11 protein-coding genes are annotated in these 15012 nt (G+C 66.1%); 3 read left to right on the plus strand and 8 right to left on the minus strand.

What is annotated here, in order from left to right; genetic code table 11:
* Nucleotides 1-36: 36 nt before the first annotated feature.
* The 3 genes from ACYVF5_RS00920 to ACYVF5_RS00930 form a co-directional block, all read right to left on the minus strand.
* Entirely contained in the window at nucleotides 37-2124 is a 2088-nt protein-coding gene (locus ACYVF5_RS00920) for an oxidoreductase (protein WP_460942366.1), read from the minus strand.
* A gap of 132 nt (nucleotides 2125-2256) precedes the next feature.
* Entirely contained in the window at nucleotides 2257-3978 is a 1722-nt protein-coding gene (locus tag ACYVF5_RS00925) for a CocE/NonD family hydrolase (RefSeq protein ID WP_460942368.1), read from the minus strand.
* The gene (locus ACYVF5_RS00930; RefSeq protein WP_460942370.1) at nucleotides 3975-5402 is read right to left on the minus strand and encodes an amidase; all 1428 of its coding nucleotides are present in this window, start codon (nucleotides 5400-5402) and stop codon (nucleotides 3975-3977) included. The genes ACYVF5_RS00925 and ACYVF5_RS00930 overlap by 4 nt, the downstream gene beginning before the upstream one ends.
* A 174-nt stretch (nucleotides 5403-5576) precedes the next feature.
* Between ACYVF5_RS00930 and ACYVF5_RS00935 the strand changes: the two genes are divergently transcribed.
* Both ACYVF5_RS00935 and ACYVF5_RS00940 read left to right on the plus strand, forming a co-directional pair.
* Complete coding sequence (locus ACYVF5_RS00935) at nucleotides 5577-6311, plus strand: adenine nucleotide alpha hydrolase family protein (protein ID WP_460942372.1); 735 nt, start codon at nucleotides 5577-5579, stop codon at nucleotides 6309-6311.
* Nucleotides 6311-6889, plus strand: coding sequence for a hypothetical protein (locus tag ACYVF5_RS00940; protein ID WP_460942374.1), 579 nt, complete (start codon nucleotides 6311-6313; stop codon nucleotides 6887-6889). The genes ACYVF5_RS00935 and ACYVF5_RS00940 overlap by 1 nt, the downstream gene beginning before the upstream one ends.
* 375 nt (nucleotides 6890-7264) lie before the next feature.
* Here the strand turns inward: ACYVF5_RS00940 and ACYVF5_RS00945 are convergent, their stop codons facing one another.
* The 5 genes from ACYVF5_RS00945 to ACYVF5_RS00965 form a co-directional block, all read right to left on the minus strand.
* Nucleotides 7265-8902, minus strand: coding sequence for an ABC transporter substrate-binding protein (locus tag ACYVF5_RS00945; RefSeq protein ID WP_460942376.1), 1638 nt, complete (start codon nucleotides 8900-8902; stop codon nucleotides 7265-7267).
* Nucleotides 8903-9061: 159 nt separating this feature from the next.
* Nucleotides 9062-9901: an ABC transporter ATP-binding protein gene (locus ACYVF5_RS00950; RefSeq protein WP_460942378.1), complete on the minus strand. Its 840-nt coding sequence runs from the start codon at nucleotides 9899-9901 to the stop codon at nucleotides 9062-9064.
* Complete coding sequence (locus ACYVF5_RS00955) at nucleotides 9894-10898, minus strand: ABC transporter ATP-binding protein (protein ID WP_460942380.1); 1005 nt, start codon at nucleotides 10896-10898, stop codon at nucleotides 9894-9896. The genes ACYVF5_RS00950 and ACYVF5_RS00955 overlap by 8 nt, the downstream gene beginning before the upstream one ends.
* Nucleotides 10895-11767 (minus strand): ABC transporter permease, encoded by an 873-nt coding sequence (locus ACYVF5_RS00960; protein WP_460942382.1) that lies wholly within the window; start codon nucleotides 11765-11767, stop codon nucleotides 10895-10897. The genes ACYVF5_RS00955 and ACYVF5_RS00960 overlap by 4 nt, the downstream gene beginning before the upstream one ends.
* Nucleotides 11764-12711 carry an ABC transporter permease gene (locus ACYVF5_RS00965; RefSeq protein WP_460942384.1) on the minus strand — a complete coding sequence of 316 codons (948 nt, stop codon included), beginning with the start codon at nucleotides 12709-12711 and terminating at the stop codon, nucleotides 11764-11766. The genes ACYVF5_RS00960 and ACYVF5_RS00965 overlap by 4 nt, the downstream gene beginning before the upstream one ends.
* Before the next feature lie 254 nt (nucleotides 12712-12965).
* Between ACYVF5_RS00965 and ACYVF5_RS00970 the strand changes: the two genes are divergently transcribed.
* Nucleotides 12966-14984: an acetoacetate--CoA ligase gene (locus ACYVF5_RS00970; RefSeq protein ID WP_460942386.1), complete on the plus strand. Its 2019-nt coding sequence runs from the start codon at nucleotides 12966-12968 to the stop codon at nucleotides 14982-14984.
* Nucleotides 14985-15012 lie beyond the last annotated feature (28 nt).

Consider the following 15012-nt stretch of genomic DNA (forward strand, 5'->3'; position numbering starts at 1 on the left):
GTGGCACAGGGACGTCCCGTGCCACGCCGCCCTGCGTCACTGAGCCCGGGCTACGACAGGACGTTCGCGCGCGTACAGAAGCGGTATGGTCGGCTGTTCTGAGTCGATCTCCATCGCGAGCCGCCTGCCGTCGAAGATCGAGTCCGCGATGATGCGCGGCGTGACGCAGTCGCCGACGCGATAGACCTCGGGAAAGTCCGGGTCCTTCGACTCCGCTCGTCGCGCGGTGAGCTCGTGATACAGCGCGTCATGCGGAACACGGCGAGTGACAAGCACAACGGCCGAGATCTCCACCTCGGTCGCCACACCCTCGCCGTCCACGACGGTGACCGCGCCCGAGCCGATCGCCGTGACCGACGTACCGGTCCGGGTCCGTACTCCGAGTTCGCTCAGGCGCTGACGGAGCATCGGCCCCTCGAGAGTCAGGTCGCACTTCGGCGCGACCGCGCCGAGCGGGGTGATCAGTTCGACGTGGAACCCTTCGCCGACCAGAGTCTCGGCCATTCCCGGGCCCACGAAGTATCCGTCCACGTCATAGACGACGACGTTCTTGCCGGGCGGACGGATGCCCTCCGTCATCACCTGCTCGGGTGTGAGGATGAGCGGAGCGCCGTCGGATGCGACCGGCAGCGGATCGTGGTTGAACGCAGACACGCCGTCGGCAGACCACGAGGCGCCTGTCGCGACGACGACGATCTCGGCGCCGTACGCGGCGATCTGCTCAGCCGTGAGGCGCGTGCCGGTGATGACCTCGACCGACGACAACCGCTCCAGCTCTGAGACGCGCCAGTCGACGAGGCGGCCCCACTCGCCGAGTCCCGGCAGCCGTCTCACCCAGTTCAGGTGCCCGCCGAGTTCCTCGTCCGCGTCGACGATGTGGACGTCGAAGCCGCGATTGGCGAGAGTGATCGCGCACTCCATGCCAGAGGGTCCGGCCCCGACCACGAGTGCGGGGCGGTCCGAGTTGGCCGCAACGGGGTATCGCTCGGGGTGCCAGCCGCGGCGATACTCTTCGCCCGCTGTCGCGTTCTGCGTACACCCGATGTGACCGCCGCTCTCGGCCTTCATAACGCAGACGTTGCATCCGATGCACTCGCGGATCTCGTCGTAGCGTCCCTCGCGGATCTTCTCGGGAAGAAACGGATCGGCGATAGAGGGACGAGCGCCCCCGATGATGTCCCATGCGCCGGAGCTGACGATCTCCGCCATACGATCCGGATCTGTGAGTCGTCCCACCCCGACGACGGGCTTGCGTGTCGCCTCCCGGATGAGGGATGTCGTCGGGAGCTGGTGCCCCTGGGGGAAGAAGCGCGAAGGACCCGTGTCCTTGAGATCCGTCAGCGACTCCATGTTCACGTCCCAGAGATCGACGAAGGGGTCCGCGAGCTCGACGAACTCGAGGATGTCCGGCAGGGGCACCCCTCCGTTCAGCAGGGCGTCCATGCTCATCCGCGTGGCGACGGCGCACTCCTGCCCCACCGCGGCTCGGACGTCCTCGAGGAGCTCGACCCACAACCGAGCGCGGTTGCGCAGGCTTCCGCCGTACCCATCCGTCCGGCGGTTGTGATGGGGTGAGAGGAACTGGAACGGCAGATCCGAGCAGCCGTAGACATAGACGATGTCGAACCCGACGTCTCGCGCTCGTTTCGCCGCGAGCGTCCAGTCACGGCGGACGCGGCGGATGTCGTCGCCGTCCATCTCTTTGGGCACGGACGTCGGATCGTACGGGCTGGGGAACGCCGTCGGCGCCAGGCTGGTCCCGCGAGACTCGTTCCGCGACGCGTATCCGCCGAGATGTGTCAGCTCCAGCCCCGCGAGCCCGCCGTGCTCGTGGATCCGTTCGGCCGTGTGACCGAGGTTCTGTGCGTCGTCTGCGTCCCAGATGCGAGCCGAGATCGAGGGACTCTCGTCTGAGTCGGGGCTGATGGGTGCATATTCCGTGCAGACGGCCCCCCACCCGCCTTCGGCCTTGAGCGCCCGGAAGGCCGCCTGGGCGAGAGGCTTCGTTGTGCCGAGGCCGGCGCTGTGAGCGACGGCGTAGAAGCGATTCCGCATGGTCTTCGGACCGATCGCGATCGGCTCGAAGAGACAGTCATGACGCGGATCGCGCTGGGGTGTGTGCATGGCAGGATGCTCCTTCTGGGTTCTCACGCGTCTCTGCTGGTGCGTCGTCGTCGGTGTTCGCGGGCCGACTTCGCGCCGTGGTGCGCAGCTTCGAGGGCGATCCTCGGGTCGGCTCGCCCTGTCTCTCTCACTTCAGCCGTTCGCCTCCTGGGCGTACGTCAACACGAGGGTGCTCAGCGCCCCTGGGCCCGTCTGCAATGTCTGTGTGCTGACTCTGGTCTCGGTGATGAGCCAGCGGTTGCCCGCGACGCCGGGATGAGGCAGGTACACCGGTGCTTCGCTGCTGGCGATGTGGATCCGGAGGGCATGCCCGCTGCGGACGCGGTATCCCGTGTGCCCCATCCGCAGCCGGCAGGCGATCCCGGATGCGGGCATCTCGTCGACAGTCACCTGCTCGGCGAGGATGCGGTGTGCCTCGCCGTTCGGATACACGTCCAGCAGGGTCACGAAGACATCCGTCGACGGCGCTGATGAACGCAGCTGCAGCTCGACCTCGACGGGGCCGGTGAGATCGCGATCTCTGGGAGCGGGGTCGCTCGTGAACACGAGCACATCCGGTCGTCCTCCGATGGCGCTCTCGTCCGGGTAGTCCTGGAGGAGCGAGAGGAACTCGGGATTGTCCGCGCTGACGGGGTTCTCCGGGTCGTGAACCCACTGCACAGACTCGTGATCGGTGGGAGCCTGCTCGGAGAGGCGCCCGCCGGGCGCCTGACGAGCGGCGTCCTCGAGTGAGCTCAGGTGAAGCGTCTCGCGGAAGCGTTCCGGTGGAGGCCAGACAGCGGACTCTCGGGTTTCCCCGTGGGCGACGTCCCACCTCACCCGGGGAAGCGATTGCACGTCCTTGGTTCCACGGAGGTACACGTCGAAGAAATCGAGAGACGGGCCCAGATAGCTGGGCAGGAGCGCGGCCAGCGCGACATCGTTGGAATCGTGGTCGGATTCCTCCCCGTAAGGCGCACCGTCGATGTGGTAGTTCTCGTGGTCGGACGCTTCGGCGATCAGGTGCTGAAGAGGTGCCCACGCCGGTCGCCTCATGAGCTCGAGGAACACCTCGATTCCGCCCTTGGCGATGGGGTCGAACCACCCCAGTGTGTGGAGGATGGGAACGGGCCTGCCCTCGTAGGGGTGGCCGGTGACGAACACCTTCTGGGGGACATGGTGGGGGATGGATGCGTCGAAGCTCGCCGAGCGACGCCCGATTCTCGTGAACGCCTCGTCGAAGGTGCGCAGCGGAGGACGAAGCGTCCAGTCCAGTTCCTGCTCGACCTCGCCGTTCCCCATCCAGAAGAGCGCCAGGAACTGAGCCCAGCCAGACGAGGGCGGCCGGCTGAAGCCCGGCTCGGTGGGAGGGACTCCCGGTCCCGTTCCCGGTGTCGTCACGCCGACGGGTTCTACGCTCGGCGGGGTGAGCGAGCTCATGCGCAATGACAGCGCACGCACCGCCGGGTGCCCGCTCGCGAGAGCCGCCCATTGTGTGTATGCATAGTAGGAGTCGCCGAACATGCCGACCTGGCCGTCCGACCATCCCTGCCGGACGAGCCACTCGAGGGTGTCGTTGCCGTCAGCCACCTCATGCACAGCCTGGAGGGTGACGCCCTCCGAACGATACTTGCCACGCACGTCCTGCACGATGAACGCATACCCGCGCGACGTGAAATAGGGTGCGCAATGGGGCAGGAACGTGTAGCGGGAGCGCTTGTCATACGGCGTGCGAACGAGGATCGCCGGCGCCTGGTCGACGTCGTCGGGAAGATACACGTCGGTCGCGAGCCGGATGCCGTCGCGCATCCTGACGAACTGCTCTGCCGGTTCGGCTGGGACGGCCCTGCCTGCCTCGTCGACAGGACCTGTCACTCTCCGCCTCCCGTTCCGGTGCGGGGATCACGAGGAGTGAATGCCCCCGCACGAGCCTCGATGTCCGCGGCCGCCGTGAGGGCGCGCTGCTCGCGAAAGCGCCAGCTGACAAGCTGGACGGTCTGGGGCATCCCGCTTTCGCCGACCCCGACCGGGACGGTGACGGCGGGAAGGCCCAGCAGGCTGCCGGCGAAGTTCATAGCGAACCGCGGTCGCAGCACCTCGAACACCCGAGCGATGTCACCAGTGGCATCGAACTCGGTCGGGAAGGCAAGATCCGTGTCGACCGGGGCGAGGATCACCGGGGTCTTCTCCATCTGAGTGCGCCACTCGCCGGCCACGCCGACGCGCCTGGCGTAGCCGTCGGCGTAGTCGCGCTTGTCCAGCACGTTGCTCGTGGCGATGGCCGTCTCCACCCAGCGACGCGACGGCTCTGTGGCCTCCGCGAACGCCTCCTTCGGCACGAACATGTCGATCTCGGTGGTACTGAGGTCGCGCCAGAGGGCGAGCGCCTCCTCCATCCGCGGCATCTCTCCCTCCTCCACGATGTAACCCGCGTCCTCGAGGTGCCGGGCTGCGAGGTCCAGGGCTCGCGAGACCTCCGGGTGCACGTCCACACCGAGCCAGCCGCGAACGAGCAGGACCCTGCACGGGCCGGACTCGCCGAGGCTCGCGTCGACCCAGAAGGGGTCGGCCGGATCGTCGGTGCGCATAACCGACAGCGCGAGCTCGAGGTCTGCGACGGAGCGCGCCAGCGGCCCCTCCGCATAGAACAACTGCACCGTCAGGCCGTCGGGTTCCGAGGGGTCGACCGCCGTGGGCAGACGTCCGGGCGTCGGCCGGAGTGACGGGATGCCGTTGTACGCCGCCGGGGTCCGGATGGACCCCCCGTAGTCGTTCCCGATGCTCAACGGCGACATCCCCGTCGCCACGGCCACAGCGCATCCTCCGCTCGATCCGCCCGGCGATCGCGTCGCATCCCAGGGGTTGCGCGTCGGCCCGTGAAGTGCGTTGTCCGTGTTCCACCGCATGCCGAAGTCGGGCATGTTCGTGCGTGCGTGGAAGATCGCGCCCGCAGCACGCAGCTTGCGGATAATCGGCGCGTCTTCCTCGGCCAGGACGTCGGCCAGTGAGTGCAGGCCCTGGTCCGAGGCCTGGCCCGCGACGTCGAGGTTGATCTTGACCGACACGGGCACACCGTGGAGGGGTCCGAGAGGCTCGCCGCGACGGAGCGCCTCGTCCGCCGCGTCCGCGGCGGACAGCGCCTCGTCGTCGAAGCGGGCAACTACCGCATTGACCGACCCGTTGACCGTGTCGATGCGGTCGAGGTGCGACTGCATCACGTCGCGCGCCGAGAGCTCACCTCGCTTGACCTGATTCGCGAGATCACCGGCGTTCGACTGCCATGCGTGACGCTTCTCCATTGAACTGGTCCTCCTCGTGTCCTGCCGGCAACGTCGGCGTTCGGACGTTCTCGAATCCTATGAAGTGGAGGGGAGGGTCTGCCCCTACTTTCCGCAGCGCAGAATGTGCCCGATCGGTGCGAGTTCGCGCCGACATAATGGATCTGCTTATCCGTCTGACGAGGAGGTACCGCGATGCGTATAGTCGTTTTGGTCAAACGCGTGGTGGTCCCTCGAGCGGGCTTCCGCATGCGCCCGGACGGTTATGGGGTTCTGTCCGATGACCTTGATTATGCCATCGGCGAGTCCGACGTGGCTTGTGTGCAGGAGGCCGTCGCGATCCGCGATGCCCACGGCGGCGAGGTCGTCGTCGTGACCGCGGGAGATGAGACGGCCGACGCCGTGCTGCAGTACTGTCTCGACATCGGTGCGGATCGAGCCGTTCGCGTTGTGAACCCTGCGTTCGAGATCCCCGAGCCGCTTATGGTCGGGTGCGGAATCGCGCCGGCGGTGCGTCGGGAACGACCGGACCTCGTGCTCTGCGGCGCCGAGTCGCCAGACGACCGATTCGCGGCGTCGGGGGTCGCGCTTGGATATCACCTCGGCTGGCCCTCCGTGACGGCTGTCACCTCTCTTGAGCTCGTGGACTCGTATCTCCACGTGGTACGCGGCGGGGCGAACGGGGGAACCGAGCGACTCCGTGCTCCCCTCCCCGCCCTGGCGACTTTGGCCCGCGGACAGGGGATCATTGAGACCGCAACGGTTTCCGTGACGGGGAGCGGGATCGAGCGGATTCCACTGGAGTCGCTCGGCCTCTCAGAAGAGACCGTCGACGAGTTCGCGGGCGGTATGCTCCGACGCGTCCAGGCAGGAGCGCCGCCACACGATCCCGCGGTTCGAGAGCTCAGCCTCACCCGAGAGGAGACATAATGCGCACCCTCGTCATCGCCGACACTCAGGGGCCCGAAGCCGAGCAGGTCAACGAGCGGCTCGTTGGCGCGGCTCGTCGCGTGGTCGACGGCGACGCTCTGCTTGTGGCCGTCATCGCACCCGATCCGGTGCCGTTCGCACAGGCCGTGGCGCGCGGACCGGTCGACGAGGTCATCTGTGTGTCGACAGCGCCTCTGACTCGTCAGGACCCCGCCGTGCTCGCCGCGGCAGTGACGTCGCTGATCGAGAGCGAGGGGCCGACGCTGGTCCTCTGCAACGAGGGGGCGGAGGCACGAGGTTATCTCGCGGCAGTCGCCAGCGCCTTGAAGCTCGGCTTCGCCAGTGGAGTCACCGGAGTCTGGTTGGATGACGGGGAGCTCGTCGCGACTCGCGGCGCCTACGGCGACACCTGCTGGCTGGAGATGGACTTCGTCGAAAAGGACCGCGTCGCGTTGGTCGTCCACTCCCACGAGTTCGCCCGCGCGGAGATGGCTCCGTCCGCTCGTGCCGTGGTGCGGACCGTCGAGCTGTCTTTGCCCGCCCCGTCATGGGAACTCCTGGAGTCATCACCCGCCTGACGTCTCACGGCTCCCGGCGGCATGCCGCTGCGGACCGATGCGATCTTCCGCGTCCAGTCGATGACGAAGACGGTCACCGCCGTGGCGGCGCGATCTGCATCGTTGTGATGCAGGTGGAGATGGACGAGCGGACCTTCGCGCTCCTCGGCGAGCTACAGGGGCTGAGCCGGGCCTCGGCGCGGTCCGCAGTCCGCCACACGATCCGCTCGAGCGTCCAGACCCTTCTTCTGCGACGTGGGCCTGTCACACCGACCACCCGTTCAGCAATGCCACAAGGCTGTGACACCCCAATGCATGAACCGCGGGCAGCCCGAGATGTGAAAGACGTGTGGCCCCGCCGGTTTTGCCGGCGGGGCCACACTCGCTGCGCGGGGGCTACTCGGCGGCCCCGAGCAGTGCAGCCCACGGGTAGCTGACGTACGCCTGAGAAGCGGGCACACCGGTGAGTCCTTCACCGAGGTAGAGCCGCTCGTACTGCACCGCCACGGGGATGGTGAGGCGATCCCCGTACCAACTCGCCTGCGCTTCGACGAGAGCTTTGGCGGACTCGGTCGGATCCGTGGACGCCTTCGCCTTCTGCAGAAGCGCCAGCGCTTCGGGGTTGTCATACCCGATGAAGTTGGTCAACCCCCCGGGTTCGATGAACGTCGACGCATAGCTCAGAATGGTCGGGCTCTCGAAATACCCTGAGGTCGCGAGAAAGTCGACGCCCTCGCGTGCGCCATCGTTGTAGAAGATATCGACCATCTCGCTCTCCTGGACTTTCTGGATGTTCATGGTGAGGCCGATCTCCTTGGCGGCTGCCTGCATCAGCGTGGCTGCCGACAGCCCCACCTGGTCACCGGAGACGATCACGATGCTCATCTCGCCCTCCACGTCCACGTCGGCGAGCATGGCCTTGGCGGCTTCGACGTCTGCCGTGTTGTTTGTCTCGAGTTCTTCGAACGCCTCGGTCAGAACGTCGGCGGCGGGATGCCCGCCCGTGACGAATGACGGGAAGATCATATGCAACGGCTCGCCGGCGCCGTTCAAGATGTTCTTCACAAACGCCTCACGGTCGAAGGCCAGCGACAGCGCCTGTCGCACACGCGGATCGGCGCCCGGCCCCTCGCTGTCGACGGGGCCGAACAGGAAATACTGGCTGCTCGGACCGAAGTACAGCGTTCCATCGGCGTTCGCGAGGCTCGTGAAGCCGGAGGGCGGCACGTTGTACGCGCCATCGATCTCGCCCGATCTCAATGCGGTCACCAGTGTGCTCTCGTTCGTGAGCGCGTCGAAATGGATCGTCTCGGTCATGGGTTGCAGGTCTGGGTTCCAGTAGTCGTGATTCGCAACGATGTCGATGCCTTCGCCCGCTGCCCAGTCTCCCAATGCGTACGGCCCTGTACACATCAGCCCAGCCTGCGGTGTTCCATAGGCCTGACCCGCGGCTTCCACGGCGGCGCGTTGGCTGATCGCCCCGCTGAGCCCCGCCACTGCAGCGAGAAAGTTGGCGTCCGGGCTGGTGAAAGTCACCGTGACCTCGAGCGGAGCAGTTGCCTCGATCGAAGCGACCTGCTGATAGAGGAATGAGTTGTACGCCCCCGTCGAGGGGTCCATGTTCCGGCCGAGGCTGTATGCGACGTCGTCGGCCGTGAGCGGATCGCCGTTCCAGAAGGTCACGCCGTCACGGATGCTGAAGATGATCGTCCGGTCGTCCGGCTGTTCGAAGGTCTCAGCCAGACCCAGGTCAACGGAGAAGTCAGGCTGGAGTTGGAGAAGGCTCTCGCAGAGGTTGCTGGTGACCGTGTTCTGCGGGATGGTGCCCACGAGGATGGGATCCAAGGTGGTGGGCTCGCTACCGACCATGCCCCACGTGACGGAGTCGACTTCGCCGTCGGCCGCCGGTGTCATGGTCGTGAGCTCCGTTGTGTCGGTGCTCGGACGATCGTTGTTCGATGTACAGCCGACGACGCCGGCCAGCATGACCATCCCCGCGACGGGTATGGCGAGAGATCGTGATATTCGATTCATGGGAGGTCCTCCAGGTTCAGGGTGAGACTGTTGACGGACACTGTAGGGAGAGGACGATGCCGCCCGAACAAATTCCGCCCTGCGCAATTCGCCAACCGTGTCCGGCCTGCTTCGTCGCTCGCATCTCGGGCGACAGGCATGGTGCAGGCGGGTGAACGCTCACAGATCGTCACCGGCCATGCTGAGGTCCCGGCGACGAGGTTTCCAGCCCGGCCGTGGAACGGAGGCGACGAGACGTTGGGTGTACGCGTGTTGTGGATCCTTCAACACGGTCTCCACCCTCCCGCGCTCCACGACCGTCCCCCTGCGCATGACGATGACCTCGTCGCAGATCTGTTCGACGACAGCGAGATCGTGACTTATGAACAGGATCGCGATGTTCCGTTTCACACGGATGTCGGCGAGGAGATTGAGGATCTGAGCCTGGATGGAGACGTCGAGGGCGGCGACGGCCTCGTCGAGCACAAGCACTCGCGGCTCTGGCGCCAAGGCCTTCGCGATGGCCACGCGTTGACGTTCGCCCCCCGACAACCCGCGAGGGCGGATGTTCGCGTGACGCTCGTCCAGCCCGACGTCCGCAAGGAGACCACGCATTCGCTCCCTCGCCTCGTTCCGGCTCAACGGAAAGTGAAGCTGAAGGCACTCCATGATGGCCTCACCCACGGTTTGACGCGGGTCGAGAGAACTGTAGGGATCCTGGAACACCATCTGCATGTGACGAGCGCGAGTGAGTTGCCGGCCACGTCGGCCACGCCCGGTCGTCGACAGCGGCAACTCGACGGAGCCGGAGGTCGGGATCTCGAGCCCCATGACCATTCGGGCGATGGTGGATTTACCGGAACCGGACTCGCCGACGACCGCCAGCGACCCGCCTTCGCACAGGTCGAAACTGACGTCGTCGACCGCTGCGAAGCTCTCGACGACGCGCGAGCCGAGCCGGCGCAGCGTGAAGACCTTGCCCAGATTCCGCGCGATGAGCACTGTCGAGGACTCAGGCATGAGCGGCACCGTTCTTCAGCACGCCTTCTGACGCGACCGTGTGAGGCACCGCGACATGGCAGGATGCCGTCCCATGCGGAGTGATCATCGGAAGGGGCCGTTCGATCGAGCACTCCTCGATCGCCTGCGGGCATCGGGGATGGAATGCGCACCCAGACGGCGCCTCGTACGCGGCGAGGGGCCTGCCGGCGATCGCCTCGAATCGCCCTCGTGTGCGGCCCAACCCCGGGCGCGCCGAAATCAGGGCGCGGGTATACGGGTGCGTCGCGTGCGAATACAGCTCATCCGCGCGACATTGCTCGACGAGGGAGCCGGCGTACATCACGGCGATCTTGTCGCACACGGCCGTGCCCAAGTCGAGATCGTGGGTGACGAAGACCATGGCCAAGCCGTTCCGGACACGCTGCTCGTTCAGGATCGCCACAACCTCCTCTTGCGTGGTCACGTCCAGAGCGGTGGTGGGCTCGTCGGCCAGCACAAGACGAGGCTGCACGATCAGGGCCGAGGCGATCAGCACGCGTTGGAGCAGGCCACCCGACAGCTGATGGGGGTACTGGTTCATCCGCTCGTCCGCACGCGTGACGCCGACGTCCTTGAGTATGGCGATCGCACGAGCGTGCGCCTCCTGCTTCGACACGCCGCGGTTCGCGATCAGGGACTCGCAGACGAAGTCCCCGACACGCAGAAGAGGGTTCATCGACGCCTGAGGGTTCTGAAAGATGGATGCGACCTGGGTCGAGAGGAACTTTCGCAGACGTGCCTCTCCGAAAGAGAGAACGTCTTCGCCGTCGAACCGGATGTGTCCCCGGGTGCTCGCGCTACGGGGCAGAAGCCGGAGGATCGATCTGAGGGTCATCGATTTGCCCGAACCTGACTCGCCGACCAGGCCGAGCGCCTCACCCGCGTCGAGCTCGATGCTCACATCGCGCACGATCGGACGACGATCGCCGTCCACAACGACGTCGATTGACAGAGAGTCGATTTCCAGCAGGCTCACGCGAACTCCTGAATCTCATAGCGACGCGCAACATGCTCGCCGAGGACGTTGAACGAGACGACACTCACCGTCACGATCGCGGCGGCGGCCACTGACTGCATGGGGTATCCCGCGATGAGGGCGCTCTGGCCGGTGGCCGCCATCGTTCCCCATTCTGGCGCCGGCGGCTGCACACCCAAGCCGAGGAACGAGATCGCGGCGAGATCCAGCATGGCGTAACCATAGAAGATCGCTGACTGCACCACGACCAGCGAGGCTACGTTCGGGAGGAGATGTCGAAACCAGATCCGCGGCGTCGACGCTCCCTGCGACACGAGTGCAACGACATAGGCGAGATTGCGCTCACGCTGCACAACAGGACGCAGCACACGCGCGACCATCGGCGCATACGCCACCGCGAGAGCCATGACCGGCGGCAGAAACCCCGCTCCGAAGATGGACACGACGGCGATCGCGAGGATCAAGCCGGGGAACGAGAGCATCACGTCGACGACTCGGCCGATGACGGAGTTCACCCAGCCTCCGTACCAGGCGGCCACGAACGCCATGCTCACGCCGATCGCTACCGCTACGAGCACGATGATCGCCGGGCCGGCGAGGCTGAGCCGGGCGCCGTGGAGAAGTCGTGAGAGCAGATCCCGCCCGAGGTCGTCAGTCCCAAGCAGGTGCGTCCACGAGGGTGACAGATTGGCGTTCAGAGGGTCGACCTGCAGCGGATCGTACGGAGCGATCCACGGCGCGAGTATCGCGACGAGCACAAGCGCAGAGCAGATGACGAGTGCCGGAGACACCACCCACCGCTTCTTGGCGACGGCACGCGGAAGAGCCACCTTGCGCCGGATGGGGCCCGTCATCACGTGTTCGCTCATGCGGATGCCTTCGCTCGTGTGCGCGGATCGAGGCCTGCGACGGCGACATCCACGATCATGTTGATGATGACGAAAGCCGAGACGATGATCATCGAGACGGCCAGCACAACAGCGATGTCCTGGTTCGCCGCCGCCGTCACCATCAGCGATCCCAGACCGCTCAGGCCGAACGCCTGTTCAGCGACCGCCGTTCCTGCGACCAGTCCCGCCACCGTGAGTCCGACCAGCGTCACGACCGGCGGCGACGCGTTTCTGAGCACGTGCCTCCGAAGGACCAACCCCTTGCTCAGCCCCCTGCTGCGTGCGACGTCGACGTGCTCCGACTGCAGCTCGGCCGCGACGGCCGTGCGAGTGATCCGGGCGATGTACGCGATGAACATCAGAGCGAGAGAGATCGCGGGCAGCGTGAGATGCCACAGTCGGTCGGCGAGGTCGGTTCCGGTGCCGTAGATCGGAAACCAGTCCAGCTGACTGGAGAAGATCCAGATCAGGAAGATGGCCACCGCGAACGCGGGCGTGCCCATGGCGACGGTGGCCACCCCGGTGATGAGGCTCCCGGCACGCCGTCCGAGGGTCGCCGAGAGAACTCCGACCGCGAGCCCGATGACAACGATCAGCACCGAGGCATAGACGACGAGCAGCGTGGTCGTGAGGCTTCGCTCGGCGATGAGCCCCGCGACCTCTGTGCGGAACGTGGTCGAGCGGCCCAGGTCGCCTTGGAGCGCGGATGTGAGCCAGTGCAGGTACTGCACGAAGAGCGGCTGGTCGAGGTGGTACTGCTCGCGGATGAGCGCGATGGTCTCGGGACTGGCATTCCGACCGGCGAGGAGCTGTGCGGAATCTCCGGGCGCGAGGTCGATCGCTGCGTAGATCGCGAACGATGAGATCAGCAGCGTGATCGCGAGCGACGCGAGCCGGCGACCGATCAGGCTCAACAGGCGCACGGGCGCACCGTCCTCCGGCTATGGTTCGGGTGTTTCACCATCTGGCGCCAGCTTCCGTCCTGCAATTGCGCTCCACCTCTTCGTGTCACGGGCGACCGTCTCAAGTCTTCCACCCTAGACGCGGCCGAGATCACCGTGCGTTCATTCCACAATGCAGAATCCGCCGGCCCGCTCCTCGTTTCGGGGCCGGGTGCCGGACTGTGCGGGGTGCAGAAAAACCGGCACACTCGTCACGGCGTCCGTACCGTGGAGCCATGCGATCCCTTATGCAGGCCTCTCACCACAAGGATGACGATGTCCTCTATGTTCCTGGCCCGAACATCACCCAGGAGGCGGATATCCACGATTACCTTCAGTGGTTGGAGACCGAGAAGCGGTTGCGGTTCACCTCGTGGCAGGATCTTCACGACTGGTCGATCCGCTCGCTCGAGGATTTCTGGGAGTCCGTTTGGCAATGGTGCGACATCCGCGCGTATTCTCCCTATACAGAGGTCTTGACAACCCGCGATATGCCCGGTGCACAGTGGTTTCCGGGCGCGACCCTCAACTATGCGGAGCATTGCGTCGACTCCCCGGCCGACCTCGATGACGTGGCCGTCGTCGCCTATTCTCAGACCAGGGCACCGACCGAGCTCACCTTCGCCGACGTCGCGGAGCAGGTCAGGAGGGCTCGCGCCGGTCTCCAGCTCCTCGGCGTTGGCCGCGGAGACAGGGTTGTCGCGTATCTGCCGAACATACCGGAGACCCTGATCGCGTTTCTGGCGACCGCCAGCCTGGGGGCGGTGTGGTCGAGCGCTGCCCCTGAGTTCGGCGCTCGCAGTGTCGTCGACCGTTTCGCTCAGCTCGAGCCGAGCGTCCTCCTCGCCGTTCCCGGGTACACCTACGGCGACAGGCAGATCGATCGAAGCGACGAGGTGCGTCAGATTCGCGAGGCGCTCCCGAGCCTTCGCCACGTGATCACCGTCCCCTACGGGCCGGGAGCCCTCGAGGACACCGTGGACTGGGACGACCTCGTCGCGCCCACCAGTGCTCCGCTGTCGTTCGATCCCGTGCCGTTCGACCACCCGCTCTACGTCCTGTTCTCGTCTGGCACCACCGGCCTGCCGAAGCCGATCGTCCACAGCCACGGCGGGATCCTGATCGAACACCTGAAGAATCATCGTCTGCACTGGGACCTCGGCGTCGGCGACCGGCTTCTCTGGTTCACCACCACCGCGTGGATGATGTGGAACAGCCTCGTCTCGGCGCTCCTCGTGGGCTCGGGGATCGTTATGGTCGACGGCAACCCGAATTTTCCCGACCTCCGTCAGATGTGGCGGCTCGCCGAAGAGACCGGAGCGACGCTTATGGGCGCGAGCCCGGTCTATCTGATGGCGTGCCGCAAGGCGGGTATCGATCCGGCCGAGGAGTTCGATCTGGGCTCTCTGAGACAGCTGGGCGTTGTGGGGAGCCCCTTCCCTCCGGAAGGCTTCCGCTGGGTCTTCGATCAGTTCGGCGACCGGATACTGCTCAACGTCGGCAGCGGGGGCACCGATGTGTGCACCGGCCTGGTGCAGAGCTCTCCGTTGCTGCCGGTTCGAGAAGGTGCCATGTCCGGCGCAAGCCTCGGCGTCGACGTCAAGGCCTTCGACGATGCGGGACGCGCTGTCGTCGGCGAGCTCGGCGAGCTGGTCATCACCTCGCCGATGCCGTCGATGCCGGTCGGCTTCTGGGGAGACGAAGACGGCACCCGATTCGCGAGCACCTACTTCGACAGGTTTCCCGGTGTCTTCCGGTTCGGCGACTGGTGCCGGTTCGACGTCAGCGGCGCGTGTCGCATCACCGGTCGAGCCGACGCGACGCTGAACCGCGGTGGTGTCCGGCTGGGTGCGGCCGACTACTACCGTCTCGTCGAGGAACTGCCCGAGATCGCAGACAGCCTCGTGGTCCATCTCGAGGACCCAGAGGGGGGATCGGGCGAGCTGATCCTCTTCGTTGTGCCCGCGTATGCCTCAGCACTGACCCCGGAAACGGAGCGACGACTCGGTGAGCGCATCCGAACCGAGCTCTCGCCACGGCACCTTCCGGATCGCATCGTGAACGTGTCCGCCGTCCCGTACGGGCGGAACGGGAAGAAGCTGGAGGTCCCCGTGAAGAAGATCCTGCAGGGGGCTGCGCCGCACGAGGTGCTCTCGACAGGCGCCATGGCCGATGCAGACGCGCTGTCGCCCTATCTCGAGTTCGCGACCAGCCGCGCCGCGCACCTGACCGGCGCCACCTCAGACCGGGCATGAACGACGAATCAGACGATGGATCCGAGGT

It is taken from the genome of Okibacterium endophyticum (genome assembly GCF_054780075.1).